The sequence below is a fragment of the Streptomyces sp. NPDC053542 genome, assembly GCF_044544685.1.
Classification (GTDB): domain Bacteria; phylum Actinomycetota; class Actinomycetes; order Streptomycetales; family Streptomycetaceae; genus Streptomyces.
Map to the genome: position 1 here is coordinate 465,889 of NZ_JBITXL010000001.1, position 25,896 is coordinate 491,784.

General features: G+C 72.1%; 22 protein-coding genes. 11 read left to right on the forward strand and 11 right to left on the reverse strand.

The window, feature by feature from the left end; translation table 11 throughout:
- The first annotated feature begins 44 nt into the window (after positions 1 to 44).
- The gene (locus tag ACIGXO_RS02130) at positions 45 to 1,058 is read left to right on the forward strand and encodes a GlxA family transcriptional regulator (RefSeq protein ID WP_399779090.1); all 1,014 of its coding nucleotides are present in this window, start codon (positions 45 to 47) and stop codon (positions 1,056 to 1,058) included.
- Here the strand turns inward: ACIGXO_RS02130 and ACIGXO_RS02135 are convergent, their stop codons facing one another.
- From ACIGXO_RS02135 to ACIGXO_RS02145, 3 genes are all read right to left on the reverse strand, one after another.
- Positions 1,059 to 3,566: a hypothetical protein gene (locus ACIGXO_RS02135; RefSeq protein ID WP_399779092.1), complete on the reverse strand. Its 2,508-nt coding sequence runs from the start codon at positions 3,564 to 3,566 to the stop codon at positions 1,059 to 1,061. It abuts the gene before it with no gap.
- On the reverse strand, positions 3,502 to 4,629 hold the full coding sequence (locus tag ACIGXO_RS02140; RefSeq protein WP_399779094.1) for a patatin-like phospholipase family protein: 1,128 nt from the start codon (positions 4,627 to 4,629) through the stop codon (positions 3,502 to 3,504). Before ACIGXO_RS02140 ends, ACIGXO_RS02135 begins: the two co-directional genes overlap by 65 nt.
- A 186-nt stretch (positions 4,630 to 4,815) precedes the next feature.
- Positions 4,816 to 5,202 carry a hypothetical protein gene (locus ACIGXO_RS02145; protein WP_399779096.1) on the reverse strand — a complete coding sequence of 129 codons (387 nt, stop codon included), beginning with the start codon at positions 5,200 to 5,202 and terminating at the stop codon, positions 4,816 to 4,818.
- Between the two features lie 269 nt (positions 5,203 to 5,471).
- On the opposite strand from ACIGXO_RS02145, the gene ACIGXO_RS02150 reads away from it, so the two are divergent.
- The 5 genes from ACIGXO_RS02150 (at position 5,472) to ACIGXO_RS02170 (ending at position 10,746) form a co-directional block, all read left to right on the forward strand.
- Positions 5,472 to 6,212 carry an SDR family NAD(P)-dependent oxidoreductase gene (locus ACIGXO_RS02150; RefSeq protein WP_399779097.1) on the forward strand — a complete coding sequence of 247 codons (741 nt, stop codon included), beginning with the start codon at positions 5,472 to 5,474 and terminating at the stop codon, positions 6,210 to 6,212.
- A 225-nt stretch (positions 6,213 to 6,437) separates the two neighbouring features.
- Positions 6,438 to 7,733, forward strand: coding sequence for an amidohydrolase family protein (locus ACIGXO_RS02155; protein WP_399779099.1), 1,296 nt, complete (start codon positions 6,438 to 6,440; stop codon positions 7,731 to 7,733).
- Between the two features lie 221 nt (positions 7,734 to 7,954).
- On the forward strand, positions 7,955 to 9,259 hold the full coding sequence (locus ACIGXO_RS02160) for an amidohydrolase (protein ID WP_399779101.1): 1,305 nt from the start codon (positions 7,955 to 7,957) through the stop codon (positions 9,257 to 9,259).
- Positions 9,260 to 9,430: 171 nt separating this feature from the next.
- Positions 9,431 to 10,084: a GntR family transcriptional regulator gene (locus tag ACIGXO_RS02165; protein WP_399779103.1), complete on the forward strand. Its 654-nt coding sequence runs from the start codon at positions 9,431 to 9,433 to the stop codon at positions 10,082 to 10,084.
- Positions 10,085 to 10,089: 5 nt separating this feature from the next.
- A complete protein-coding gene (locus ACIGXO_RS02170; protein WP_399779105.1) occupies positions 10,090 to 10,746 on the forward strand; it encodes a maleylpyruvate isomerase N-terminal domain-containing protein in 657 nt (218 codons plus the stop codon).
- A gap of 25 nt (positions 10,747 to 10,771) precedes the next feature.
- Here the strand turns inward: ACIGXO_RS02170 and ACIGXO_RS02175 are convergent, their stop codons facing one another.
- The 4 genes from ACIGXO_RS02175 to ACIGXO_RS02190 all read right to left on the reverse strand — a co-directional run bounded on the left by ACIGXO_RS02175 (position 10,772) and on the right by ACIGXO_RS02190 (position 16,769).
- Entirely contained in the window at positions 10,772 to 12,538 is a 1,767-nt protein-coding gene (locus tag ACIGXO_RS02175) for an MFS transporter (RefSeq protein WP_399779107.1), read from the reverse strand.
- 134 nt (positions 12,539 to 12,672) lie between these two features.
- Positions 12,673 to 14,106, reverse strand: coding sequence for a carboxypeptidase regulatory-like domain-containing protein (locus ACIGXO_RS02180; RefSeq protein WP_399779109.1), 1,434 nt, complete (start codon positions 14,104 to 14,106; stop codon positions 12,673 to 12,675).
- Positions 14,107 to 14,281: 175 nt separating this feature from the next.
- Positions 14,282 to 15,496 carry an MFS transporter gene (locus tag ACIGXO_RS02185; RefSeq protein ID WP_399779111.1) on the reverse strand — a complete coding sequence of 405 codons (1,215 nt, stop codon included), beginning with the start codon at positions 15,494 to 15,496 and terminating at the stop codon, positions 14,282 to 14,284.
- Between the two features lie 64 nt (positions 15,497 to 15,560).
- Complete coding sequence (locus ACIGXO_RS02190) at positions 15,561 to 16,769, reverse strand: glycosyltransferase (RefSeq protein WP_399779113.1); 1,209 nt, start codon at positions 16,767 to 16,769, stop codon at positions 15,561 to 15,563.
- 319 nt (positions 16,770 to 17,088) lie between these two features.
- Between ACIGXO_RS02190 and ACIGXO_RS02195 the strand changes: the two genes are divergently transcribed.
- On the forward strand, positions 17,089 to 18,375 hold the full coding sequence (locus ACIGXO_RS02195) for a DUF418 domain-containing protein (protein ID WP_399779115.1): 1,287 nt from the start codon (positions 17,089 to 17,091) through the stop codon (positions 18,373 to 18,375).
- Between the two features lie 39 nt (positions 18,376 to 18,414).
- Here ACIGXO_RS02195 and ACIGXO_RS02200 read toward each other — a convergent pair whose 3' ends face one another.
- From ACIGXO_RS02200 to ACIGXO_RS02215, 4 genes are read right to left on the reverse strand one after another with little or no spacing between them, the layout of a single operon-like run.
- Entirely contained in the window at positions 18,415 to 19,320 is a 906-nt protein-coding gene (locus tag ACIGXO_RS02200) for a M56 family metallopeptidase (RefSeq protein ID WP_399779117.1), read from the reverse strand.
- The gene (locus ACIGXO_RS02205) at positions 19,317 to 19,703 is read right to left on the reverse strand and encodes a BlaI/MecI/CopY family transcriptional regulator (protein WP_399779119.1); all 387 of its coding nucleotides are present in this window, start codon (positions 19,701 to 19,703) and stop codon (positions 19,317 to 19,319) included. The genes ACIGXO_RS02200 and ACIGXO_RS02205 overlap by 4 nt, the downstream gene beginning before the upstream one ends.
- A 53-nt stretch (positions 19,704 to 19,756) precedes the next feature.
- Positions 19,757 to 20,929, reverse strand: coding sequence for a glycosyltransferase family 4 protein (locus tag ACIGXO_RS02210; RefSeq protein ID WP_399779121.1), 1,173 nt, complete (start codon positions 20,927 to 20,929; stop codon positions 19,757 to 19,759).
- A complete protein-coding gene (locus ACIGXO_RS02215) occupies positions 20,926 to 21,366 on the reverse strand; it encodes a hypothetical protein (protein WP_399779123.1) in 441 nt (146 codons plus the stop codon). Before ACIGXO_RS02215 ends, ACIGXO_RS02210 begins: the two co-directional genes overlap by 4 nt.
- 270 nt (positions 21,367 to 21,636) lie before the next feature.
- On the opposite strand from ACIGXO_RS02215, the gene ACIGXO_RS02220 reads away from it, so the two are divergent.
- The 4 genes from ACIGXO_RS02220 (at position 21,637) to argJ (ending at position 25,826) form a co-directional block, all read left to right on the forward strand.
- Positions 21,637 to 22,182 carry an Lrp/AsnC family transcriptional regulator gene (locus ACIGXO_RS02220; RefSeq protein ID WP_399779125.1) on the forward strand — a complete coding sequence of 182 codons (546 nt, stop codon included), beginning with the start codon at positions 21,637 to 21,639 and terminating at the stop codon, positions 22,180 to 22,182.
- 254 nt (positions 22,183 to 22,436) lie between these two features.
- Positions 22,437 to 23,261, forward strand: a complete 825-nt coding sequence (ddaH, locus tag ACIGXO_RS02225) for a dimethylargininase (protein WP_399779950.1) — start codon at positions 22,437 to 22,439, stop codon at positions 23,259 to 23,261.
- Positions 23,258 to 24,526, forward strand: coding sequence for an ornithine--oxo-acid transaminase (gene rocD, locus ACIGXO_RS02230; RefSeq protein ID WP_399779127.1), 1,269 nt, complete (start codon positions 23,258 to 23,260; stop codon positions 24,524 to 24,526). Before ddaH ends, rocD begins: the two co-directional genes overlap by 4 nt.
- Before the next feature lie 142 nt (positions 24,527 to 24,668).
- On the forward strand, positions 24,669 to 25,826 hold the full coding sequence (argJ, locus tag ACIGXO_RS02235) for a bifunctional glutamate N-acetyltransferase/amino-acid acetyltransferase ArgJ (protein ID WP_399779953.1): 1,158 nt from the start codon (positions 24,669 to 24,671) through the stop codon (positions 25,824 to 25,826).
- Positions 25,827 to 25,896 lie beyond the last annotated feature (70 nt).

Below are 25,896 nucleotides of genomic sequence, written 5' to 3' on the forward strand. Positions count from 1 at the left end.
AACTTGCAGATTCGGACATCACCTGGGGACCTGGGAGGGAACGCGTGCCCGCATCGGAACGGCTCGTCGTCATCGTCGTCTTCGACGGCGTCGACCTGCTGGACATCACCGGCCCGCCGGAGGTCTTCGCCCTGCTGCGACGCGAGGTGGACACGGACACCGGCACCGGCACCGGCACCCGCACCGGATACCGCGTACTCCTGGCCGCCGAGACGCTGGAGCCGGTCACCACCTCGGCGGGGGTACGCGTCCTGCCCGACGCCACGTTCGACGAGGTCACAGGGCAGAGCATTGACACCCTCCTCGTGCCCGGCTCCGTACGCATCGACGCCGACCGGCGCGTACGCGCCCTCGCGGATCCGGAGGTCACCGCCCGCGTCAAGCAGCTCGCCGGCGCGTCACGCCGTATCGCCTCCGTGTGCGTCGGCGCCCATCTCCTGGCCGCCGCGGGCCTGCTCGACGGGAAGCGTGCCACCACGCACTGGTCGACCGCCGGCCAGCTCGCCGCCGACCATCCCGCCGTCACCGTGGATGCCGACCCGATCTTCATCCGTGACGGTGCCGTGTGGACCGGTGCGGGCATCAGCTCGTGCCTCGACCTGTCGTTGGCCCTGGTCGCCGAGGACTTCGGCGAAGCCGTCGCGCTGCGGGTGGCCCGCCAGCTCGTGATGTACCTCAAACGCCCCGGCGGACAGAGCCAGTTCTCCGTACCCCTCGAACCCGTCTCCACCACTCGCCGGATCGAGGACCTGCGGCACTACATCACGCGCAACCTGTCCCGGCCCCTCGGCCTCGCCGAGCTCGCCGAACACGCCCATGTCTCCGAACGGCAGCTCTCCCGCATCTTCAAGACCGAACTCGGCATGACACCGGCCGCCTATATCGAATCCGCCCGTGTCGAACTCGCCCGCCAGCAGCTGGAGTCGACCGACGCGACACTCGACCGCATCGCCGGCGCCTGCGGATTCGGTACCGTCGACACCCTGATCCGGGCCTTCCGGCGCCAACTGGCCACCACGCCGACCGAGTACCGCAGCGGCTTCCGGTACTCCGCGTAGCTACTGGCACCTGCCCACACGTTCCGCGGCCAGGCAGGTGCGGACGATGGCGACCCGGACCGTCGGGCCGCCGATGCCGCACTTGATGACGTAGAAGAGGAAGATGTTGGTCGAGGTGACGGCCAGCGCGTACACGTAGGTGTCATGGAGAAGCTGCAGGTAGAGGCAGGTGCCGATGGTCGTGACGGCCAGGGCGTAGAAGAGTGAGGTCGGCACCCACTGGGCGAACGAGGACAGGCCGGTGATCTTGCTGTCATCGGCTGCGACCGTACTGAGTCCGAGCTGTCGCGAACGGGCGATGACCGCGCGGACGTACGCCAGCATCAGGAAGTTCACGAGCCAGGTCAGGCACTGCCCGATCGCGGAGTTGATCGGCCACCAGCGCGGCTCGACGAGGGTGATCGCCAGGACGAGGCCGCACGGTACGACGGCCATCATCCGCATGACCACCTCGGTCGCCAGGGCCAGCCGGCTCAGCGCGCCGGCCCGCCATCCGATGGCGAGGGGCGTGAGGCCGGAGAAGAGCATCTGGTAGAACTTCGGCGCCGCGATGGCGTACGAGAGGCCGACCATCCGGGCCGGGAGGTTGGCCCGCCAGTCCGGTATGCGGTAGTCGCTGTGCCGCCAGGAGTCGACGATCGGGAGGCCGGTGGGGGTGTTGCTGAGGTGCTGTACCAGCTCCACCAGCTTGTTGCCCCACGAGAGGTCCAGGTCGCGCAGGAGCCAGGTGATGACGGTGGTGTTCGTCAGCGCCCAGATCAGCGCCGACAGCAGCGACCAGGCGAGCAGCCAGTTGGTGAACCCTCTGCCGTGCCCGTTGTCTCTGCCGTGACTGCTGTCCGCGTTGGGGGGTTCGCCTTGGGCTCTGCGCATGCGCCACAGCCGCCACTCGCGGCCCGGGTCGCCGGCCAGCGGGCGGAGCAGCTCGCGCAGGGCCCGCCAGCCGGTCTCGATGCGCAGGTCGGTCTCGCCCTGTTCGGCGGCCTGCACCATCTCGATCTCCGCCAGGAAACTCTCCTTCAGCCGGGCGAACGAGAATTCCGGGGCGGGTCCGGTGCCGGTGCCGGTGGATTCCGGTGCGGGGCCGGTGGAGAAGATGAGCAGCCGTCGCTCCGGCGCGGCGTCGATCAGGTCCTCGAGGAAGCGTGCCAGCTCCACGGCGCGCATGTAGAAGATGTCCGGCACCACGCCATCCGGGCTCGCTCGTCCGCTGCCGAAGAGGATCAGCAGCTGGCCGAGCGAGTAGAGGTCGGCCCGGGTGTTCTCCTCGTCGCCGGCCTTGATCTCCGGAGCGATGTAGGCGGCCTCGGCCCCGGCCGTACCGGTGATGGTGTGGGTGTAGAGGTAGTTCCGGCCGAGGTCGATGAGTTTGAAGGTGCCGTCGGCGTCGGAGACGATGATGTTGGACGGGGACAGGTCCGCGTGCACGCCTGTGAAGCGTCCGTGTACGGAGTCGGGGCCGATGCCGGTGTCCGTGTCGGTGTCGTCCCGTGCGACGCGTTGCAGTTCCTCCAGCGCTTCGAAGAGCAGCAGCCCTTTTTCCCGCAGCCGGTCGAGCCGCAGGGAGAGCGCCCGGCCCGTGTCGGCCGCTTCTCGTTCGGCTTCCTCGCGTTCCTCGCGGATGACTTCCGCGAGCGTCCGGCCCGCGACGAAGTCCATCAGTATCCAGCTGTCGAAGCTTGCCCAGACCCGCACCAGATGCCGTGAGCCGGTGCCGGACGTGCCGTACGTCTCCGCGTACTCGCGGGTGGCGCGGGTGAGCGTCGGGATTTTGGTGAACGGGTACAGGATCAGCTTGAGGGCGAATTCCGGGCGGGTGCCGTGCACCGCGCTCGCGGTGGTGCCGCGCAGGATCATCGACGTGCTGCCGTGCCGGTGGAACCGCAGCTTGCGTTGCATCGCCTGCCATTCGCGCTCGGTGGACTCCTCCACCGTCGCGGCCGCGCGGCGCGTGCCGGACCGCGCCTGCGGGCTGTAGACCTCGGTGATGACCTGCGCGACCGCGTCCTCCGCGACGAGTACGCCGCACACCCCGCCGCAGTCGTGGGTCAGCGCCGTGCCGCTGCCACCGGGGGCGGCCGATGGCTGCGGGAGCGAGCGCTGCGCCTCGGATTCGGCGAGGCCGAGCAGGGTCAGCAGGAACAGGCTCACGAAGCCGAACAGCGCGTCGGCCGCGCTCGCCGGGCGCCGCCGCGTCGGTCCGCCGGTGCCGCGTTGCGTGCGGTATCCGAGGCACCAGGTGGTCAGGCGGGAGATGGTGTCCTGTCGGCCGGCGAGTCCGAACCGGTCGTCGAAGGAGCGCTCGTCCAGCGGGATGTCCTGCAGCATGCGCCGCCATGCCTTGAGGCGACGGGTCCGCTGCCGGGCGGTTTCCGGCCGGCCGTCGTCCTCGTCGGCGGCGGTCAGCTCCAACAAGTCGCGTAGTCGGGCCAGTTGGCGGTCGCTATACCCCGTCAGGTCTCGCAATGCGGGGAGCAGCAGGTCCAGCGTCGCCCCTCGGTTCTCCATTCTCGGTGTCCACCACCATCAGTCTGGGCATCGCACGGATGCTTCCCCGGCGGATCAGTTCGACGGGCCTGCCCTCGGTGGCGCAGAACGCTGTCCCGTATGCCTTCCGTGCGTGTTCGAGGAGCTGGTGCTGGTCCATCTCGTGCCGCTTGAGCTCCGGCATCCACGGCAGTGGCGCGAGGTCCAGGACGTACGGGGCGCCGTCCCCGGTGTCCGTCCGCCGCCGGCGCAACCACTCCTGGTCGCGGTGTTTCTGCCGGATGGCCGTCAGATAGCCGCTCCCGAGGCCGCGGCGCATGTGCTCGAGGTGCAGATACGTGTATCGGTGCAGCGGTGAGAGTCTGCTGCCCGCGGCTCCTGTCCCCATCGGCCGCGTGCTGAGGGAGAGGATGTGGGTGCAGCCGTCGTCGACCGCGAGGCGGAACGGCAGCGCGGTGAGTACTCCACCGTCGACGGCCCGCCGTCCGTCGGTCATCAGGAACGTGCCCGGAACGGCGATGGGCAGCCAGGCGGAGGCGCGGAGGGCGGCCTTGAGGTCGGCCCGGGAGGTGAAGTCCCGCAGTACGACGGTCCGCAGGGCGTCGACGTCGGTGACGGGGACGGCCAGCGGGATCGGGGAGCTCAGTACCGCCTCGTAGTCCAGGGGTTTGACCCGCTCCATGATGCGGTCGAAGGAGTAGGCCAGGTTCAGGATCGGGCGTCTGCGCAACGCTCTTGAGAAGTCGACGAACTGTTTGGTCGTCAGGTCGTCGTAGTAGATCGACAGCGGATACCAGGTCTCTCCGGCGAGGAAGTAGGCGCCGTTGATTCCGCCGGCGGAGCAGCCGTACACCACGTCGAAGGCGTTCTTGAAGCCGTAGTCCTCCAGTTGGGACAGCATCGCCGCAGAGATGACCCCGCGCATGCCGCCCCCTTCGACGGCGAGGGCGACGGTCGCGCCATCGCTGCGCTGCCCCGGTAAGCTGCCCGAATCCCGTCGGGCGCGCAGGATTTCCAGAACGGGATGCGTCGGATCCCAGTATTCACGGTGTTCACGCGTGTGCGTCACGTCGCCGGACTGCATGGCCTCCCCCGCCGGATCAGATCCCCTGATCTCCCTTACCACACACCACACATCACGCAGCACTCTGCCAGACACCGCTCCCGCCGGACCCGGTTTCCCCGGAAGTCACCGATCTCCGCACCCGCCGAGGCCGAGGGGAACAGCTTTACGAGTGTGTGCGGCACCGCCGTTCGCGGCGGTGGGGCGTTACGAGGCCGCTCCGTTGGGGCAGGCCCTGACCAGTTGCAGGCCGGCGCTGCGCAGCGGGCCCAGATCGGGTTTGCGGTTCTCGGCCAGGGCCGTGCGTACCTCGTCCGTCGCCGCGCCGACCGCGGCGGCGGCCTCCCGTACCTCCGCGCCGGACGAGCGCTTCGTGAGTTCGGCGACCGCCGCGTCGAGCGAATTCACCGCCGCGTCCGCCCGCCGGTCGAGGGCGGACTCCAGTACGGCATGTTCCAGGTCGCCTATGGCGTCGGACACCGCGAGTGCGAATCGCGCGCACCCGACGGCGCGGTCCCCGCTCTCCGCCGGTTCGCACCCTCCGAGCAGTGCCACCGCCAATACCACCGCTGCGGCGATTGCTGTCCGCTGCATGTCGTCACGTCCCTCCGGTGAACCGTGAACCGTAAACCGTTCGGTGAGTCACTTCGGTGAGTCACTTCGGTAAGTCACTTCGGTAAGTCACGAGGAAAGCGGGCGCCGCTCGCCTGGCACGGGAAGCCTATGGACGGCGGCCCCGGTCAGGGAGAGGGTTTCTCGCAGATGGCGGTGAAGGTGGGTGCTCCGCCGCCGCCAAGGACGGTTACCGGCCACGGAGCTGCCGGTACGGCGGTCGCGGCCGGGGCCGTGACAAGATCCACCGCATGGAAATACAGCAAGCGGACCGGCCCGTCGCCCTGGTCAGCGGGTCGACGTCGGGGATCGGGGAGGCCGTCGCGCGGCGGCTGGCGGCGGACGGGATGCGGGTCGTCGTGCACTCGCGGCGCAGCACGGAGGCCGGGGAGGCGCTGGCCGCGGAGCTGGGCGGGACTTACGTACGCGCGGACCTGGCGGTGGAGGAGGAGGCCCGGGGGCTGGTCGAGGCAGCGCTCGGCCGGTACGGGCGGCTGGACGTGCTCGTCAACAATGCCGGCATCAGCTGGCCGATCCCGCACGACGATCTGGCCGCGGCGACACCGGCGGACTGGCGGCAGCTGCTGGAGGTCAACCTGATCGCGCCATGGGTACTGTGCACGGCGGCACTTCCGGCGCTGCGCCGGTCCCCCGGCGGCGGCAGCATCGTGAACATCACCAGCCATGCCGGGGTGCGCCCCAAGGGCTCGTCGGTGCCGTACGCGGCGAGCAAGGCCGCGCTGAACCACGTGACCCGGCTGCTCGCGGCCGCGCTCGGGCCCGAGGTGCGGGTCAACGCGGTGGCCCCCGGGCTGGTGGACACGCCGATGACGAAGGACTGGGCTCAGGCGCACGAGCTGTGGCGAGACCGCGCGCCCATGCACCGCCCGGCCCGGCCCGCCGACGTGGCCGGGCTGGTGGCGTCGGTGATCGACAACAGCTACCTCACCGGTGAGGTCATCGTGTTCGACGGCGGGCTGAATCTGACCTGAGGAGCCGCCGCGGCCAGGCGTCCGGCGCGCCGCTCACCGCACAGCACTCACGGCGCTCGCCGTCGGGTTCGCGCGCGATGGCATACCGGGCTCACGAAGCGAGGCGGGGGCAACTACCTCATCTCACCCCATACGCGGGCGGTGATCAGTAAGGAACCTTGCCTCGTGCTGAAATTTGGGATACCAAATGGCACTCGGTTGCACGTACAGCACTGAGGAGCCCGCATGTGTGTCGAGTCCGTCCCGCCCCCGCCCAGCCGGGTCACCCGCCGCGGTGTGCTCGCCGGTGCCGCGGCCCTGGCCGGCACGGCCGCCGCCCTCTCGGCGGCTCCGGGCGCGGCTGCCGCCCCGGCGCGGGGATCCGCCGCGGGTCCGGCGCGGAGCGCGCAGCGCGGCGGCGACCTGGTCGTCGAGGGCGGCACGCTGCTCGACCCGGCGACCGGTGACGTCATCGAGGACGCCGTCGTGGTGATCCGCGACGGCGTGGTACACGCCGCCGGGTCCCGCGCGAAGGTCGACGTGCCGGCCGGCGCGCCGCGCCTCGACGCGCACGGCAGCTGGGTGCTGCCGGGTCTGGTCGACGCGCACATCCACCTCAACACCGCCACCGAGGCGCGCGACGCGGTCCGCAAGGGCGCCACCAGCGCGCGCAGCGGCTCCACGAACTTCTACCAGGACATCGCCGTACGGGAGTTGGCCCGCCAGGCACCCGAGCTGGCGCCCCGGCTGCGGGCCGCCGGCGTCTTCGTCACGCCCGACCTGGCCGACACGGTGCTCGCGGACCCGGACCTCACGCCGCTCGCGCGGCTGAAGGACGGCGTGCGGTCGGCCGAGGCGCTGCGCCGGGTCGTCCAGGTGAACCTCGCCCGCGGCGCCGACGTGATCAAGACGCGGGTGAACGAGCGCGCCGGCGTGCCGGAGCAGGACCCGCTGACGCAGGTGTACTCGTACGAGCAGCTGTCCGAGATCGTCGCGGCGGCGCGGCGCGGCGGCAAGGGCGTGCTGTGCCACAGCTACAGCGAGCGCGGCTGCGACGACGCGGTGCGGGCGGGCATCCGGTCCCTGGAACACGGCGCGTTCGTCGGCGAGCGCACCCTGCACGAGATGCGGCGCCGGGGGACGTACTTCACGCCGACGCTGACCCCCATCGCGGGAATGGTCGACTCGCCCGACCCGGTGCTCGCCGAGCGCGGCCGCACCTATCTGCCGGCCCTCAAGGAAGCGGTGCGTACCGCGCACGAGCTGGGCGTCCCGCTGGCGGCGGGCACCGACTCCTCCGGCGGTGAGGTCGAGCCCATCGGCCGGGAGGTGGAGCTGATGCGCTCGGCGGGCCTGCCGGCGCTCGACGCGATCCGCACCGCCACGACGGGCGCCGCCCGGCTGCTCGGTGTGGAGCGGACGGCGGGGCGGCTGGCGCCCGGCTTCGCGGGCGACGTGATCGTGGTGGACGGCGACCCGCTCGCCGACGTCTCCGTACTCAAGAAGCCGCGCCGCGTGGTGCGCGCGGGTCTGCCGGTGTAGCCGCGACGCGTGGCCCGGTGGCCGTGTGCTTCGCTGCCGCACCCCCGTCGGCAGCGGGGCGCACGGGCCCCGTACTGCCCACCCCGTACCACCGCGCCTCTCCATACCACCGCACCACCTCGTACCACTGCACCTCCCGTACCACCCCGTACCACTGCACCTCCCCGTATCACCGCACCACCGCGCCTCCCCCACCGTCCCTTCCCACCGAAGGAGTTCCGATGACGCCTCCGCCCTCCCAGCCCTCCCGGCGCGGTGTTCTCGCGGGTGCCGCCTCGCTCGCGGGCGCCGGCGCCGTACTGTCCGCGGCCGTGCCGCCGGCGCGGGCAGCGGACCGTGCGCGGCCCGCGCGCCCGGTGGTCTTCCGTGAGGTGCGGCCCTTCGGGGCGAAGCACGCGGTGGACCTCGTCGTCGTCGACGGCCGCATCACGGACAGGCGGGCCCCGGAGGGCGCCGAGGTGATCGACGGTGGCGGTCGGATCGCCCTGCCGGCGCTGGTGGACGCGCACATCCACCCCGACAAGACGACGTGGGGCGGGAGTTGGGAGTCGCGCAAGCCGGCGAGCAGCATCGCGGACTTCGTCGCCCAGGACGTGGAGCTGTTCCAGCGCCAGAGCCGGTCCGTCGCCGAGCGGGCGCACGGACTGATGGCGCACGCCGTGACCCGCGGGACGCGGGCCATGCGCGCGCACGCCGACATCGCCCCCGCCTACGGCCTGACCTGCGTGGAAGGCATCGCCGACGCGCGCGAGCGGCTGCGGCACGCACTCGATGTACAGATCGTTGCGTTCCCGCAGCACGGCGTCGTCCGCGCGCCCGGTACGGCGGCGCTGCTCCGGGAGGCGGCGCGCAGCGGGACCGTGGACTTCATCGGCGGGATCGACCCGATCGGCTTTGACCACGCGCTGGACGAACAGCTCGACCTGGTCTTCGACCTCGCCGACCGGTACGGCATCGGCGTGGACATCCATCTGCACGACGAGGGCCAGCAGGGCCTCACAGCGCTGCGCGGCATCATCGACCGCACCCGGGCCCTGTCGCTGCGGGGCAAGGTGACGGTCAGTCATGTGTTCTGTCTGCCGGGCCTGTCCGACGCGGAGCTGGCCGGGGTGGCGGCCGACCTCGGCGACCTGGACATCTCGCTGACGACCGTGGCGCCGAGCCGCGATCTGGTCCTGCCGATCGCGCGGCTCAAGGAGCACGGCGTGCGGGTCGGGCTGGGCTCGGACGGGGTGCGCGACGCGTGGAGCCCCTTCGGCAACGCGGACATGCTGCACCGCGCGCATCTGCTCGGCTGGGTGCGGGACAACCGTCTCGACTCCGAGCTGACGGGGTGTTACGACACGGGGTCGCACGGCGGCGCCGACGTGATGCACCTGGACCGCGCCGACCTCTCCCCCGGCTCCCCCGCCGACTTCCTCCTGCTCCGCGGCGAGTGCGTACCGCAGATCGTGGTGGACATGCCGGCGCGGGACATGGTGGTGCACGGCGGCCGGGTCGTCGCCCGCGACGGCGAGCTGACGTAACACCCGGGCCGGGCGGTCAGGTGGTGGGGACGCCCTCGACGCAGCGGTTCAGGCGCTCACCGAAATCGTACGGCGCACTCCCCCGCTGGCCAGCGGGGGTACGCACCGGCCTGAGCGGCCAGCGGCGCCTGGGTGCCGGGCATGGGCCGGGCCGGTGCGAGAATCGGTGGCATGACAACAGGGTCTGAAGGGTTCGAGCCCGAGTCGGAGCGGGTCACCCGGCAGTTGCGCGACGAGATCATCGACGGGGTCCGCGAGCCGGGCAGCAAGCTGGTCGAACGGGAACTCGCGGCGGAGCTCGGGGTGAGCCGGCTGCCGATCCGGGACGCCCTGAAGGCACTGGTGAACGAGGGGCTGGTGACGCCCCGTCCGCGGACATGGGCGGTGGTGCGGGAGTTCACGCCGACGGACATCGCCGACCTCGACGAGGTGCGGTCGGCGCTGGAGATGCTGGCGTTCCGGCTCGCCGCCCAGCGGCGTACCCGCGCCGGGCTGGCGAAGCTCCGCGCGGACCTCGACGCCGAGCTGGCGGCGGCGCGCGAGGGCGACGCGGTACGGGCCCGGCGGGCGGCGGCCGATTTCCACGAGACGGTGACGTCGCTGGCCGACAACGAGCTGCTGAACGAGCTGGAGCGCACATTGCGCAGCAGGATGCGCTGGCTGCTGGGACAGCACGACGACCTCATGGCCATGGCGAAGGAGCACGAAGAGCTCTACGAGGCCCTCGCGGACCGCGATGTCGCACAGGTCGAGAAGCTGGTGACGCGGCACCTGGCGACCGGACGCGACGCGGCCGCCGCCCACCGGAACGCGACGCAGGGATGACCGGGATGAATCTCTTCGCACGCTCGTGGACGGCGTTGCGCACGGCGGTCGCCGGGCTCTCGGACGAGGACTTCGCGCGGCCGTCCGGCTGCACCGGCTGGCTCGTCCGGGACCTGGCGTGCCACTTGGTCATCGACGCCCAGGACGTCCTGATCACGCTTGTGACCCCGGCCGATACGGAGCCGACCCACGACGCGGTGACCTACTGGAACGTCGCGCAAACGTCGCCGGCCGGCGACGACCCCCTCGACGCGCTGACCGTCCGGCTGGCCGCCGCGTACGGCGATCCCGCGCTGCTCAAGTTCCACCTCGACGACGTCGGCTCCGCGGCCGGCCGCGCCGCTGAACTCGCCGACCCGGACCTCCGGGTCAGCACCCAGGACATGGTCCTCACCGCGGGCGACTACCTCACCGCGTACGTACTGGAGTGGACGCTGCACCACCTCGACCTGGTCGCGCACCTCCCGGACACGCCGGGACCGGCCGCCGAAGGGCTCGCCCGGTCCCGCGAGATGCTGGAGCGGATCGCCGGGGCCGCGTTCCCCGCGTCGTTCTCCGACGAGGACGCGCTGCTGGTCGGTACCGGACGGCGCGCCCCGACCGAAGCGGAGCGCGCCGAGCTGGGCGAACTGGCCGCGAAGCTCCCGCTCGTCCTCGGCTGACCACCGAACCAAAGCCGGCGAGCGCTCAGCTCTGTACCGCGGTGCTGCGCTCCGCCGCCGCCGTCGTGAGGACGAGGTCGACCTCGACCGGCCGGTCCTCGCCGGAGTGGACCGCCGACGACGCGCGCGGGGAGTGACCGGCGACCATGGCGGCCAGTACGTACGCGCCGCTGTGCGGGACGGCGATCGAGTACCGGCCGTCGTGGTCGGTGAGCGCGGTGCCGGCCCGGCGCCCGCGCGGGTCGATCAACGCCACCCGGGCGCGGGCGACGGGTACCCCGGCCGGGTCCAGGACGCGCCCGCGGAATCCGGCGCGGGGCCCCGGGACCGCCGGTACCGCCCGGGTGTCCCGCGCCGGCTCGGCTGCCTCCTCACTGCTGGCCAGCAGCTGCGGCGCGGACATCGTCCGGCTGCGCGGCAGGAAGACCGCGAACAGCAGGCCGAGGGCGACCGCCGCGGTGGCGATGAGGAACGAGATGCGGAAGCCCTGCATGGTGGGTACGGCCGCCGGCCCCACGTGGTGGGCGGTGTTGGCGAGGACCATGCCGATGACGGCGCTCGACACGGATGTACCGATCGAACGCATCAGGGTGTTGAGCCCATTGGCCGCGCCCGTCTCGGACGGGTCGACAGCGCCGTTGATCAGCGCGGGGAGGGAGGAGTAGGCGAGGCCGATACCGGCGCCGACGACCACCGAGATGACGATGGTCTGCCAGGCGGCGCTCATCAGGCCGAGCCCCGCGCCGTAACCGACCGCGATGATCAGCATGCCGAGCATGAGGGTGAGCTTCGGGCCGTACCGCGCCGAGAGGCGGGCGTAGACGGGGGCGGTGAACATCATCGTCAGGCCCAGCGGTGCCACGCACAGGCCCGCGACGACCATGGACTGGCCGAGGCCGTAGCCAGTGGCGGTCGGCAGCTGGAGCAGCTGCGGCAGGACGAGCGAGATCGCGTAGAACGCGACGCCGACCGTGATCGAGGCGAGGTTGGTGAGCAGCACCTCGCGGCGCGCGGTGGTGCGCAGGTCGACCAGCGGTGCCTTCGCGCGCAGTTCCATCAGGCCCCACAGGACGAGCACGACCAGCGCGGCGGCGAAGAGGCCGAGCGTGGTGCCCGAACTCCAGCCCCAGTCACTGCCCTTGGTGATCGGCAGCAGGAACAGCACGAGGCCGAGGGAGAGACCGAGCGCGCCGGCCAGGTCGAAGCGGCCCTCGGCGCGGACGCCGCTCTCCGGCACGACCGCCAGGGTGAGCAGGATCGCGAGGACGCCCAGACCGGCGGCGCCGAAGAAGAGTGCGTGCCAGTCCGCGTGCTGGGCGACCAGGGCGGCGAGCGGCAGCGCGAGTCCGCCGCCGACGCCTATGGAGGAGCTCATCAGGGCCAGCGCCGAGCCGAGCTTCTCGCGGGGCAGCTCGTCGCGCATCAGGCCGATGCCGAGCGGGATGGCGCCCATGGCGAAGCCCTGGAGCGCACGGCCGACGATCATCACGAGGAGTTCACTGGTGAATCCGCAGATCAGCGATCCTGCGACCATGACCGCGAGGCTGGTGACCAGCATGCGGCGCTTGCCGTACAGGTCGCCGAGCCGGCCCATGATCGGGGTGGCGACGGCGCCGGCGAGCAGGGTCGCGGTCATGACCCACGTGGCGTTCGTCGGCGCGGTGTTCAGCAGGGTGGGCAGGTCCTTGATGACCGGTACGAGCAGCGTCTGCATCACCGCGACCGTGATGCCGGCGAAGGCGAGGACGAGGACGATCCCGCCCGTGCGTCGTTGGGCCATCGTCTGGGGCATTACCTGGGACCTCCGGAAGCGGGAAGAGTGGCGGGCTCGCCGAGTACGAACTTGCCCGCACGGGCGGGTATTCCGAAGGACATCGTACGACGGGAAGTCTTCACCTTTTCCTTACGTTTCCGGTGCCGAGGCCGTTACGTTGCCGGCGCCGATGCTCCCGCGCCCCCGGGCGGCGGGTCCTGCGGCCGCGGTCGCAGCACGAAGTCCTGATGGGCGACGCTCCCGTACTTGATATAGACCCGCTTGATGGACGGGATGCGGCGCGGCCCGCCGGCGATGACGTTGATGAAGCCCTCCGGAAGCCCGGTCAGCCGGTACTCGCCGTGGTCGTCGGTCCGCGTACGCGTCAGCTGCCGTCCGTCGGTGGTGGTCACGGTGATCAGTACACCGTGCAGCGGTTGCGACTGGGTGTCCCGGATGCGGCCCGCCAGCAACGCCTCGGAGGCCCCGATGTAGTGGGTGGCGGCGCGCACCGGCATCGGGTGCGGCATCTCGAATGTCGGGTCCTCGACCGACTCCTCCAGGTCGGAGGCGGTCAGTTCGTCGTCACCGCCGGAGCGCGCCACGTTCACCCGGTGCCGTTCCCAGAAGTACCCGATGCAGATGAGCACGATACCGACGGCGATCCAGATGCTCAGCGCCAGCAGCGGGCGGAAGAGCTGCGCGCCGCCGAAGTACATCTCGTTGCGCAGCGCGTCGACCAGATTGCCCAGCGGCATGTACGGATGCAGCCAGCGGAAGAAGGCCGGCACCATCGCGACCGGGATCGCCCCGTCGCTGGCGGGCATGGACAGCAGCACGAAGACGACGATGGCCACGCCGGGGAAGAACTGCCGCACGAACGGCACCAGCCCGTAGCAGGTCAGCGAGACCGCCAGGCTCAGCATGAACATGTAGAGCAGGCAGATCGGCCGGTCCACGATGCAGTCCATCGCGAGCGAGATGTAGAAGGCGGCCACGGCCATCACGGCCCCGGAGACGACGAAGGTGACGACCTTCTTCCAGCGGCTGAGGCCGGTGGCCCGCAGCATCATCATCACCATGATGTACGAGGGGATGGTGAGCCCCAGGCAGAGGTAGAAGAGGCTGGTGCCCATCCCGTCCTTGGGCGCGGTGGGCGCGAGTTCGACCTGCTTGAGGCGGGCGCCGCCCCGCTCGGCGATCGGCGTGAACACCTGCTGGAGCACGGCCTCGATCTCGAAGCCGCCGGCCTTCGCGGTGTACAGGGCGGGGTGGGCCGGGTCCGGGAGGTAGGCACCGGCGGCACGGCGTTCGCGTACCGCGCTCCGGAGGGCGGCGTCACCGCCGGATACGGGCTTCACCTCGAAGCCGCCCGGGACGGCCTTGTCGAGCGTCTGCTGTACCTGGGTCGCCGCCCGGGCGGGCACGGCCACCCGGATGTCGTGCGGGGTGGGATTGTGGAAGGCGAGCAGGTAGCAGAAGAGGAAGCCGAAGAAGAAGAGCGCCGGGAACCACAGGCTGCTGACGATCACCTTCGCCGTGTGCGTCCACCGCGGGCGCGGTTCGCTGTCGGCCGGTGCCGCGTCCTCTTGCTGTGTTCCGGACATGCCGCACCCTTCCCGTACCGAGCCCTTCCCTGCGCGGGTTGCTGACGCTCCGCTGCGTGGAGATCTCCGCGGGCCCGGCCCGGCACACCTGCTTTGCTGCACTCGGCCCAGCAGGTTGGCCCGCGCGTGGGAGGCCCAGCGCGCGGGAGGCGTTGCGTGTGGGAGCCGCTGCCGGTCAGTCGCGTCGGGAGACGCGCAGCAGGTGGGTGGCCGTGCCGGCGGCGAGGACGGCGACGCAGGTGGTGAAGGTCAGGCCCGCGGTGCGGAGCCCGAGGGCGACGGTGAGGGCGCCGACGCCGACGACCGGGAGGGAGATCCCGGTGTAGGCGACGACGAAGAAGGTGGAGATCGTGCCGCCGCGGTGTTCGGCGGGCGCCGCGGCCGCGACGGACGTCAGGGCCGCGCGGAAGGCGAGGCCCTGGCCGAGGCCCCCGCACAGGGCGCCGACGACCAGGGCCGGCAGGGACTCGGCGGCGAGGGACGCCGCGACGAGGGCGAGGCCCGCCACGAGGACGAGGCAGCCGGCCGGGAGTGCCCGGCGCGCGCCCAGTTTTTCGGTCAGCGACTGGCCGGCCGTCGAGCCGAGGAAGACCGAGAAGACGACGGCGCCCGAGACGGCCAGGTTGGCCACGCCGAGGGTCTGGGAGACGAAGGCGGGCGCCACCGCGGTGAACAGGCCGAGGAGCGAGAAGCCGGCGAAGGCGGCGAGGGCCGAGGGCGCGAACACACCGCGTACTTCGGGAGGTACCACCACGCCTTGCGGGCGGAGGCCCGGCCACCGCTCGGGGTGGTCGACGGTCTCGGGCAGGAGGAGGACCAGTACGCACGCCACGGCGATGAGCGCGAGATGTGTCAGGTAGGGCAGGGCGAGCGGCCACGGGGCGTACTGGGCCAGGAGCCCGGCGAGCAGCGGGCCGCAGCCGAGGCCGCCCATGTTGGCGGCGGCCGCGGCATAACCGGCGCGCGACTTCCGTTCGGGCGGCGCCAGTTCCAGTACCGCCGCCGTGGCCGCGCCGCTGAAGAGCCCGGCCGAGAAGCCGGAGAGCAGCCGGCCGGCGAAGAGCAACGGCAGGCCGGCTCCGGACGGGAAACCGGACAGGAAGTCCGACAGGAAGCAGACGGCGCTGAGTGCCGAGAAGGCCAGCGCCACGAGGAGCACGGGGCGGCGCCCGACGCGGTCGGAGTAGTTGCCCGCGAGCAGCAGTACGGCGATGACGCCGAGCGCGTAGACGGCGAAGACCACCGTCACCATCAGTTCGGAGAAGCCCAGCTCTTCACGGTAGAGGCCGTACAGCGGGGTGGGGAGGGTGGTGCCCGCCATGCCCACGGCGAACACCGCCGCCGCTGCCGGATACCACGGGCGCCGGCCCGTACCAGGACGAACGATCATGTCCCCACGGTACGGGCCGGGCCCGGCATCGAGCGATCAGCCGCCCCCGGCCCGCGCGGCCGCCTCAGCCCGCCGCGGCCGCCGCGCCCGTCGCCGCCGCCGCGTCCGCCGCGAGGCGGGACAGGCCCGGGAGCGCGTGCGAGCGGCGCTGGAGGGACTGGGCGCGGGAGCGGTGGGTGCGGTCCTCCAGCACGGCGCGTACGGCGGCGGTCAGCGACTCGCGGGTGACGTCCTGGACGTCGATCCGGCGGCCGACGCCGATCTCCTGCAGCCGGGCGGCGTTGTACGACTGCTCGGCGAAGAGCGGTACGGCGACCACGGGGACGCCGGCCGCGAGCGCTTCCCGGGTCCCGTTGAAGCCGGCGTGCGTGAGGAACGCGTCGCTGGACTGCAGGAGCAGCTCCTGCTGGACGAACGAGGTGAGGTGGACGTTGTCGGCGCGGGCGCCCTGCCACTCCCGGGGGTCGGTGCCCGAGCCGAGCGCGACGACGCCGGTGACCGGCAGGTCCCCGAGCGTCTCGATGATGGTGTCGAGGAGGGGCAGTACTCCGCCGCCGGGGAAATGGGTGGCGTTCGAGCCCAGTGTGGCGAGGACGAGCGGGCGGCCGGCGGGGAGCCGGGCGATCTCCGGGTCGAGCGGCGGTTCGCCCATGGGAGCCGGCAGGCGGTAGTAGTGGGCGCTGGGCAGGCGGCTCGCCTCGGGGTAGAACTCCTCCGGTACGACGCCGGCGCGGAAGGCGCGGAAGACGTGCCAAGGGTCGGTGACCGGGCCGAGGCCCAGGTCCGCGCGCTGCTTGTTGAGCGCTTCGGTGACGGCCGGGTGGTCGTACGGTGCCATCGGAGCGATGTCCAGCGCGCCGTGCGGGATGCCGAGGCGCTCGCCGGCCAGGTAGCCGCCGAACTCGGTGGACTCGTGCAGGATCAGGTCGGGGCGCCAGTCCCGGGCCGCCTCGACGAGGTCGCGCGCCGAGGGTCCTGCCAGCTGCCCGACGAAGGCGGTGGCGAAGAACTCCGGGTCCAACTCGATGGTGACGGAGCCGAATTGGCGCATGGCCGCGGGCGGGCGGACGTCGCCCCGCTGCAGTACGTCCGTCATCGCCTCGACGTTCGGGAGCCGCAGCGCGGTCAGTCCGCGCTTCTCGATGTGCTCCGCGACGGCGTTGCCGGTGGCGACGGCCACCTCGTGGCCCGCCTGCCGGGCGCTCTCGGCCGCCGGCAGCACCAGCGGCGCGAGGTGCGAGTAACTCGCCTGGGCGGTGAACAGGATGCGCATGGCGCTTCGCTCCCTCGGGTGCCGCGCGGCCGGCACAGGGACACGCGCAGCTGGGACTCGGGAAAATCAACAACTGTTGAAACAGCCTATCCGGCCACGTTCCGGGTCATCCGGGCGGGTCATCCGGCGGTGCGCGCGCGGAGAGAGGTACCGGTGACGGGCGGCGCGCGTGCGCCGGGCGTGCTCATGGAGCGTCCTGCGAAATCAGGAGTGCACTCGGGCACCGGAGGGCGCAGCACGATACCGCCGCAGTGACGGATGCGTCACCAAATCCCCGTGAACCGTGTCCCGTTACGGAGGAGACCGGCATCTTGGGCGTATGTCGCAGAACTTACCCAGGGCACGCGGTGTGCCCCTGCCGACGCGCGCCCGGACCCCGGCACGAACAGTGTCAGCGGGCGACCGGCCGGCCCTCGCATCCGACCAACCGTCACCATCGACCACACGTGCCGGTACCACCCGGCTGATCGGCGTCGACCTCGCCCGTGGCCTCGCGGTACTGGGCATGTTCGCCGCCCATGTGGGCCCCGATCCGTCGGACGGCGGCCCCGTGGGCTTTCTCATGGAGCTGGCGCGCGGCCGCTCTTCCGCTCTCTTCGCACTGCTCGCCGGCTTCTCGATCGTGCTCATCACCGGCCGCCCCGAACCCCGTACGGGGCGCGCGGGCCGGCAGGCGGTCGTGCGGGTACTGATCCGCGCCGTCATCCTGCTGGCACTGGGGACGGCGCTGACCGCGCTGGACACCTCGATCGATGTGATCCTCGCCTACTACGCGCTGGCCTTCGTCGTGGCCCTCCCGCTGTACCGCCTGAAGGCCGGGGCGCTCGCCTTCATCGCCGCGGCGACCGCGCTGGTACTCCCCCAGGACCTCTTTCTGGTCAAGGTCTCGCTCGATCAAGGCAGTTGGGGCGACACGGTGATCGCCCACGACCCGCTGTCCGGGCTCGGTGACACGGACGGCGTCATGGACCTGCTGTTCACCGGCGCCTATCCGGTGCTCACCTGGATCCCGTTCCTGATCGCGGGGATGGCGGTGGCGCGGCTCGACCTCACCCGGCAGGTGGTCCGCGCCCGGCTCGCCCTGACCGGTGCCGCGCTGGCGGTGCTCGGTTACGGCGGCTCCTGGCTGGCCCTGCACCTGGTCCCGAACGCGTACGCCGCCGTCGCCGCGGGCTCGGACGGCGACGCGCCGGGGTCGGCCTGGTGGTCCGACACCGTCGGCGACCCCACCCACCTCTTCCATGAGTGGCTGCTGGTGGCCGCGCCGCACAGCCAGACGACCCCGTCGATCCTGGGCAACACCGGCGTCGCCCTCCTCGTCGTGGCCGGGTGCACGATCGCGCTGGACCGGCTGCCGCGCTTCCGGCGGGTGGTCGCACCGGTCACCGCGGTCGGCGCGATGTCCCTGTCCGCCTATGCGCTGCACATCGTGGCCATCTGGGCGCTGGGCACGGACGACATGCCCGACTCCAGCGAGCCGTTGGTGCTGGCCGGATTCATCGTGGGCGTGCTGGCGCTGGCCTTCGTATGGAAGCGGTTCTTCCGGCGCGGTCCGCTGGAGTACCTGCTGTACATGATCACCCGGCCGGCGCGCCTGATCCGGTGAGCGCCTTGTCCAGTGAGCTCCGGGTTCGTGGCAGCGGAGTCAGGTCAGCAGCTGCGGCAGCAGCGTCAGGAAGTCGTCGGTCGCGTCGGCGGCCCCCAGCGCGCCCAGCGCCGGGAGGGCCGCGAGGCCCGCGAAGGCCACGGCGAGGACGCGGGTGGTACTCGGCGGGGCGGCCTGGAGCGCGGCGATGCGGTCACTGATGGCGAGGCCGGAGAAGCGCAGCGCGCAGCCCGTACCGCCGCCCCGGTGCGCGAGGAGCGCGGCGCGGGCGAGCGCGCGTGCCACGTCGCGGCGGTCGCCGGTGCGCTCGGCGGCGTGTTCGTCGGCCCAGCGCTCCAGGAGGAAGGCGACGGCGTCGCGTACCGGGGCGAGCAGCGGGTTCAGCGCGGCGGCGAGGTCGACGAGCAGGCGGAGGCGGGCGTGCCGGTGCCGCAGGTGGCCACGTTCGTGCGCGAGGAGGACCTGACGTTCGTCCGCGTCGAGCCCCGCCAGCATCCCCGACGTGACGAAGATCCGCCCCGGGCGCCCCGGGACGGCGAACGCCTGCGGGTCCGGCGAGGCGGCGACGATGAGCTCGGTGTCCGCGCCGTGGGCCGCATCGATCCGGCGCAGCGCCTCCCGGGTCCTGCGGTGCGCACGGAGGGTGCGGTACAGCCGGACCAGGCCGGCGGCCAGCCCGGCGAGCGCGGCGAGCGCGATGGTCTCGGGCACCGGGTCGGCGATGTGCAGGCCGTGCGGGCGCGGTGCGGCCCCGCCCGGCGGCGGGTCACCGACGAGGGTGGCGGCGAGCAGCAGCAGCGCCCAGGTGGAGGCGGCGGCGGTGACCGCGGCGGCGCACGTGAGGACGCGCGCCGCGGTGGCGGGCACGAGGCGGCGCGCGAGGGCCGGCCCGGCCGTCGCCAGGAGGAGCGACAGCACGAGGGGGACGTAGACGTCGATCCTCACCGGCCGCGGTCCTCCGCCAGGAACTGCCGCAGCGCGGCCTCTTCCTCGCTGCTGAGCCCCGTGACGAACTGCTGCAGGGCCGCGATCGGGTCGGGGCCCTTGTCCAGGGCCTGGTGCATGACCTCGGCGGTCAGCTCGGCGGCGTTCTTGGCCGGCCGGTAAGCACCCCGCCGGCCCTCCGCGTCCCGTACGACCAGCGCCTTGTCGTGCAGCCGCTTCAGGATCGTGTGGATGGTGTTGTACGCGAGATCGCCGCCGATCTCGGCGTGCACCTCGGCCGGGGTCAGCGGCGCGTCGGTCGCCCACAGGGCGGCCAGGACCTCGCTCTCCAGCGTGCCGGCGCTGCGTCGTTCCCCTCTGCCACGAGGGTTTCTGCCTACCATGGCAATACCCTACAGCTCGTAGGGCGCACGGGCATCGACCGGTCCGCCCGGCCTCACGCGTCCCGCCGTGCCTTCTGCGCGAGGAGGACCGTGAGGAGCGCCTCCCAGCGGGCCCGGACACGGTCCGGGGTGTAGCGGCGGGCGGACTCGACGGCGTGCCCGCCGAGCTTCTTGCGCAGCGCGTCGTCCTCGACGAGGCGGGTGAGCGCCGCGGTCAGCCCCGGGGTGTCCCCCAGCGGTACGAGCAGGCCGTCCTGGCCGTCGGTGATGATCTCGCGGGGGCCGTGCGGGCAGTCGAAGCTGACCGGCGGGACGCCGTGGCTCATCGCCTCGGCCAGCACCATGCCGAACCCCTCGCGCCGGGAGGCGAGGGCGAAGACGGACGCCTTGGCCAGTTCCCGGTCGAACTCCTGCGTGGCGCCCATCAGGTACACGTGGTTGTAGAGGTGCCGGTCGTGGATCAGCGCCCGGAGGCGGTCGCGTTCGGGTCCCGCTCCGTAGATGCGCAGCTGCCATTCGGGGTGCGCGCGGGCGACGGGTTCGAACGCCTTGATGAGGGTCGCGAAGCCCTTTCCCTTGACGAGCCGGCCGGCGGAGACGACGAGCGGCCGGTCGAGCGCCGCACGCTCCGGGGCGGCCTCGGAGAGCGGGTTGGGGACGCACTCGACGCGGACGCCGCTGTCACCGAGCCGCCGCAGGTAGGCGTCCTCGTCGGCCGCGGTCAGTACGGTCACCGCGTCCAGCCGCCGGTACCAGCGCCCGATCTCCCGGGCGAGGTCCGCCTTGTGGTGGGAGTAGTGCAGGTGTTCCTGGCCGACCCGGACGACGGAAGCGGGCGTGAAGCGGGCGGAGAGGAGGTTCAGCGCGGGCCGGGTGGTGATCAGCACGCCGTCGTGCAGCGAGCGCAGGTAGCTCACGACGCGCCGGTCGGTGAGGCGGCTGAACCGGTCGAAGCGGACCTCGGCCTCGGGGACGAGCCGGCTGGGACGGTGCGCTCGCCGGTACGTCAGCGGGCGCGCCCAGCGGGACGGCGGACGCGTGTCGTCGACCAGGGCCCGCAGCCGCACGTTCGGATGCAGCGCGAAGCGGGGCTCGGCGCGGTGCCGGTGGACGCTCACGACCTCGACGTCGTGCCCGGCCCCGGCGAGGGCGTTCGCCTGGTTGACGACCGTGCGGACGGTGCCGCCGACGGCATAGGCGTTGAGCAGCAGGAAGCGGATCTTCACGGGGATTCCTCCCGTCGGCAGGTGATCGAGAGGTTGTCCTGGACGGTGTAGTACGGCTCGATCCACAGGCCGCCGGCGTGCTGAGCCGGGTACGTGAAGATCTTCTTCTTGCCGGGCACGTCGTCCAGGTGCCGTCCCAGCCGGAGCGCGTCGTCAGAGCCGTCCGGCACCAGGTACAGGTCCCAGACCCGGTCGCCGCCTTCGGGGGTGGCGGAGGCGAGCGCGTCCAGCGGGACGGACGCCTCGAAGCGGTTGCCCCGGCCCTCCGCCGCCAGCCGCAGTTCCGTACCGGCCGCGTCGCGCACCCGGGCGACCAGCGTGCCCGCCCCCGAAGCCACGCCGACGACGTGCCCGAGGACCCGGATCCGGCCGTCACGGGGCCAGATCTCGGCCACTTCGGCGTGCGCGGGGGCGATGTGGTCGGACGGGTCGGGCATGACGCGCTCCTCCGGCAGCTGATCCGACAACCTGTAGGGTCACGGTCGAAACCCTACAGGATGTAGTACGGGATGCGGGAAACGTGAGGTGACGAGGCGCGGAACGGTGCGAGACGTGCAGACTGCGCACCGGAGTGGGCGCGCGGGCTCCGTGCGGCGCATACGATCCGCGTGGTCCGTGCGCCCCGCAGGGACCCTCAGCGGCCACACGGCCGGCCCAGCGACGTCAGCGGCCGAACGGCCCGCCCAGCGACGGAGGAACCACCCGCCATGCCCCACGCACCCGGCCCGCTCGACGAGTTGGACCGCAAGATCATCGCGGCGCTGACCGCGAACGCCAGGAGCAGCTTCGCCGAGATCGGCTCGGCCATCGGCCTGTCGGCCACCGCGGTCAAGCGCCGGGTGGACCGGATGCGCGAGACCGGCGTGATCACCGGCTTCACCGCCACGGTCCGGCCGTCCGCGCTCGGCTGGCGCACCGAGGCGTACATCGAGGTGTACTGCGACGGCGCGGCCCCGCCCCGCCGCATCGCCGAGGTCGTCCGCCGGTATCCGGAGATCACCGCCGCGATGACGGTCTCCGGCGGCGCCGACGCGCTGCTGCACGTCCGCGCGACGGATGTGGAGCACTTCGAAGAGGTGCTGGAACGTATCCGCACCGAGTCCTTCATCCGCAAGACGATCAGCTACATGGTCCTCTCGCACCTCATCCCGGACAGCCCGGAGGCCGGCGCCGGCTCATCCGCGGTACAGGGCTACGGCCCCGACTCCCCCGCGGACTCCGCCCGCCCCGCGGGGAACACCGGCACCACCTGATCCGGCCACGCAGCAACCCTGCGCGGACCGGCCCCTTTACGCACGTTCGCTGCACCGGTGCGCAGCGTTCCGGCCTTGTCCGGCACAGCCGCGGCTTCCTACCGTTATGGGCATCCCTGCGTCACACCGCAGTGACCCCGCGTCACTCGGGCGACGCCCCCTGCCCGTCCACGGAACCGGAGGACCCCGCCGTGCCCGAACCCGTGTCCGTACCCGCGCCCGTATCCGTAGGCGAGCCCGTGCCCGAGACGGCGATGCGCACGATCGTGCGCCCGCCCCGAGTGCCGCGCCCGCGCCGCTTCCTGCTCTGCGAGCCCCGGTACTTCGACGTGCAGTACGCCATCAACCCCTGGATGCACGACGGCGCACCGGTCGACACCGCCCTGGCCCAGCGGCAGTGGGCGGCGCTGGTCCAGGCGTACCGCGATCACGGCCACACGGTGGAGACCGTGCCGCCGGTGGCCGGGCTGCCGGACATGGTGTTCGCGGCGAACTCGGCGCTCGTCCTGGGCGGACGCGTGTTCGGTGCGCGCTTCCATGCGCCGCAGCGCCGCCCGGAGTCCGTGGAGTACGAGAAGTGGTTCCGGGCGGCCGGGTTCGAGGTGCACACGCCGGAGGCGGTGTGCGAGGGCGAGGGCGACCTCGTGCCGGTCGGCGGCTACGTCCTGGCCGGTACGGGCTTCCGCACGACGCGGGAGGCGCACCGCGAGGTGCAGGAGTTCCTCGGCGTCCCGACGATCGGCCTGCAGCTCGTGGACCCGTACTTCTACCACCTCGACACCGCACTCTTCCCCCTCGACGACACCAACATCGCGTACTACCCGGAGGCGTTCTCGCCCGGCAGCCGTGAGGTGCTGCGGCGGCTGTTCCCGGACGCGGTGCTCGCCACCCGGGACGACGCGCTGGCGTTTGGCCTCAATTCCGTCTCCGACGGGTGTCATGTCTTCGTTGCCCCGCAGGCTGAGGGGATCGTTGAACAACTCGCCCGTCACGGCTACGTTCCTGTCCCCGTCGACCTGTCGGAGTTCCACAAGGCCGGCGGCGGCATCAAGTGCTGCACCCAGGAGGTCCGCTCATGACCGCGCCCACCCGCTTCTCCGCCGCCGCGGCCGGCCCCGCGACGCAGCCCCCCGCACCGGACGCCCGCTCCTCGGCGGAGCTGATCCGCGCGGAAGAGCCCGTCCTCGCGCACAACTACCACCCGCTCCCGGTGGTCGTGGCGCGCGCCGAGGGCGTATGGGTCGAGGACGTCGAGGGCCGCCGGTACCTCGACATGCTGGCCGGCTACTCGGCCCTGAACTTCGGCCACCGCCACCCGGTGCTCGTCGAGGCCGCGCACCGCCAGCTCGACCAGGTCACGCTCACCTCGCGCGCCTTCCACAACGACCGGCTCGCCGGCTTCGCCGAGGGCCTGGCCGCGCTCACGGGCATGGACATGGTCCTGCCGATGAACACGGGCGCCGAGGCCGTCGAGAGCGGTATCAAGGTCGCCCGCAAGTGGGCGTACGACGTCAAGGGCGTGGCCCCGGACCAGGCCACGATCGTCGTCGCCGCCGACAACTTCCACGGCCGCACGACCACGCTCGTCAGCTTCTCCACCGACCCCGTGGCGCGCGCCGGTTACGGTCCCTACACGCCGGGCTTCCGCGTCGTCCCGTACAACGACCTCGCCGCCCTCGAAGCGGCGATCGACGAGACCACGGCGGCCGTGCTCATCGAGCCGATCCAGGGCGAGGCCGGCGTCCTCATCCCGGACGACGGCTACCTCGCCGGCGTCCGCGAGCTGACCCGGCGGGCCGGCTGCCTGTTCATCGCCGACGAGATCCAGTCCGGGCTCGGGCGCACAGGCCGCACGCTGGCCGTCGAGCACGAGTCCGTCGTCCCGGACGTGCTGCTCCTCGGCAAGGCGCTCGGCGGCGGCATCGTCCCGGTCTCCGCCGTCGTGGCCCGCCGGGACGTGCTGGAGGTGCTGCACCCGGGTGAGCACGGCTCCACCTTCGGGGGCAACCCGCTGGCCGCCGCGGTCGGTTCCGCCGTGATCGGCCTGCTGGCTACCGGCGACTACCAGCGCCGCGCCGCCGAGCTGGGCGAGGTGCTGCGCACCGGGCTCGACGGTCTGGTCGGCAAGGGCGTCACCGGCTTCCGGGCCCGCGGCCTCTGGGCGGGCGTGGACGTCGATCCCGCGCTCGGCACCGGCCGCGAGATCAGCGAGCGCCTCATGCGGGAGGGCGTCCTGGTCAAGGACACCCACGGCTCCACCGTCCGGCTGGCCCCGCCGCTGACCATCACGGAGGACGAACTGTCTTCGGCGATCGAGGCGCTGGGGCGGGTGCTGGGCCAGTAACGCTTGCCGGACGCGTTGCGCATATCCATGCGGAGTCGCTCAATAAAATAGCTGGACACTTTGGAGCTCGCCCGTAACTATATTCCGCATGACACATACTGATGCATACTCAGTCGTGGCTGCGGGCACGGGTGCGGGCGAGCTGAACTGGCCCGTCGGGTTCCGGGCGTACACCGGGAACGGGGGCCTGCGGGCGCACGGGGACGACATCTCGATCGTGGCGTCGGACCGGCCGTCGGTCAGCGCCGCGATGTTCACCCGCAGCCGCTTCGCGGGCCCCGCGGTGGTACTCAGCCGGGCGCACGCCGCCGGCGGGCGCCTGCGCGCCGTCACCACCCTGGCGCAGAACGCCAACGTTGCCACCGGCAAGCAGGGCGAGGAGAACGCGGCCGAGGTCGTCGGCCGGGTCGCCGCGATACTGGGCGTCCCGGCCGACGCCGTGCTCATCGGGTCCACCGGGGTGATCGGACGGCCGCTCCCGATGGACACCATCCGCGCGCATCTGGATGCGACGGCGGAGCGCGGCACGGCGGCCTTCGAGGCGGGCCCCCTCGATGTGGCGCGCGCGATGATGACCACGGACACCCGCCCGAAGACCAGCACCCGGAGCGTGGGCCGGGCCCGTATCGTCGGCGTCGCCAAGGGCGTCGGCATGCTGGAGCCGAATATGGCCACGATGCTGGCGTACGTGTTCACCGACGCGGAGCTCTCCCCCGCCGCGCTGGACACCGCGCTGCGCGGCGCCGTGGAGAAGACCTTCAACTGTCTGAGCGTGGACACCGACACCTCCACCTCCGACACCGTGGCCGCGCTCGCCAACGGGGCGGCGGGGCCGGTCGACCCGGACGAGTTCGCGGCGGCGCTCGCCGAGGTGTGCCTGGACCTCACGCAGCAGCTGGCGAGCGACGGGGAGGGGGCGAGCAAGCTGCTGCGCGTCACGGTGGCGCAGGCCGCCGACTACGCGCAGGCCAAGCGGGTGGCCAAGAGCGTGGTGAACTCTCCGCTGGTCAAGACGGCCGTGCACGGCGCCGACCCGAACTGGGGCCGGGTCGTCATGGCCATCGGCAAGAACACCGAGGACACGGACATCGAGCCGGGGAAGGTGACCGTACGGTTCGGCGAGACCGAGGTGTACCCGGAGGAGCCGGCGGCCGACACCCTCGAAAAGCTGGCCGAGACCATGCGGCGCGACGAGGTCGACATCTCGATCGGGCTCGGCCTCGGCGACGCCGCCGCTACGGTCTACGGCTGCGACCTGACCGAGGGCTACATCCGCGTCAACGCGGACTACACGACCTGACGGACGACCTGCCGCACGGCCTTCCGCGCGAACCGCCACACCCCGTCCGACCTGGGCGGATGTCGCTTCC

What these genes read in the sequence shown, in the direction of transcription:
- ACIGXO_RS02150 (WP_399779097.1), top strand. Translation starts at nt 5,472, where the DNA reads ATGGAAATACAGCAAGCGGACCGGCCCGTCGCCCTGGTCAGCGGGTCG.
- ACIGXO_RS02215 (WP_399779123.1), bottom strand. Translation starts at nt 21,366, where the DNA reads ATGCCCGACCCGTCCGACCACATCGCCCCCGCGCACGCCGAAGTGGCC.
- ddaH (WP_399779950.1), top strand. Translation starts at nt 22,437, where the DNA reads ATGCGCACGATCGTGCGCCCGCCCCGAGTGCCGCGCCCGCGCCGCTTC.
- ACIGXO_RS02135 (WP_399779092.1), bottom strand. Translation starts at nt 3,566, where the DNA reads ATGGAGAACCGAGGGGCGACGCTGGACCTGCTGCTCCCCGCATTGCGA.
- ACIGXO_RS02155 (WP_399779099.1), top strand. Translation starts at nt 6,438, where the DNA reads ATGTGTGTCGAGTCCGTCCCGCCCCCGCCCAGCCGGGTCACCCGCCGC.
- ACIGXO_RS02160 (WP_399779101.1), top strand. Translation starts at nt 7,955, where the DNA reads ATGACGCCTCCGCCCTCCCAGCCCTCCCGGCGCGGTGTTCTCGCGGGT.
- ACIGXO_RS02190 (WP_399779113.1), bottom strand. Translation starts at nt 16,769, where the DNA reads ATGCGCATCCTGTTCACCGCCCAGGCGAGTTACTCGCACCTCGCGCCG.
- ACIGXO_RS02170 (WP_399779105.1), top strand. Translation starts at nt 10,090, where the DNA reads ATGAATCTCTTCGCACGCTCGTGGACGGCGTTGCGCACGGCGGTCGCC.
- ACIGXO_RS02195 (WP_399779115.1), top strand. Translation starts at nt 17,089, where the DNA reads ATGTCGCAGAACTTACCCAGGGCACGCGGTGTGCCCCTGCCGACGCGC.
- ACIGXO_RS02145 (WP_399779096.1), bottom strand. Translation starts at nt 5,202, where the DNA reads ATGCAGCGGACAGCAATCGCCGCAGCGGTGGTATTGGCGGTGGCACTG.
- ACIGXO_RS02140 (WP_399779094.1), bottom strand. Translation starts at nt 4,629, where the DNA reads ATGCAGTCCGGCGACGTGACGCACACGCGTGAACACCGTGAATACTGG.
- ACIGXO_RS02220 (WP_399779125.1), top strand. Translation starts at nt 21,637, where the DNA reads ATGCCCCACGCACCCGGCCCGCTCGACGAGTTGGACCGCAAGATCATC.
- rocD (WP_399779127.1), top strand. Translation starts at nt 23,258, where the DNA reads ATGACCGCGCCCACCCGCTTCTCCGCCGCCGCGGCCGGCCCCGCGACG.
- ACIGXO_RS02180 (WP_399779109.1), bottom strand. Translation starts at nt 14,106, where the DNA reads ATGTCCGGAACACAGCAAGAGGACGCGGCACCGGCCGACAGCGAACCG.
- ACIGXO_RS02205 (WP_399779119.1), bottom strand. Translation starts at nt 19,703, where the DNA reads ATGGTAGGCAGAAACCCTCGTGGCAGAGGGGAACGACGCAGCGCCGGC.
- ACIGXO_RS02185 (WP_399779111.1), bottom strand. Translation starts at nt 15,496, where the DNA reads ATGATCGTTCGTCCTGGTACGGGCCGGCGCCCGTGGTATCCGGCAGCG.
- ACIGXO_RS02165 (WP_399779103.1), top strand. Translation starts at nt 9,431, where the DNA reads ATGACAACAGGGTCTGAAGGGTTCGAGCCCGAGTCGGAGCGGGTCACC.
- ACIGXO_RS02175 (WP_399779107.1), bottom strand. Translation starts at nt 12,538, where the DNA reads ATGCCCCAGACGATGGCCCAACGACGCACGGGCGGGATCGTCCTCGTC.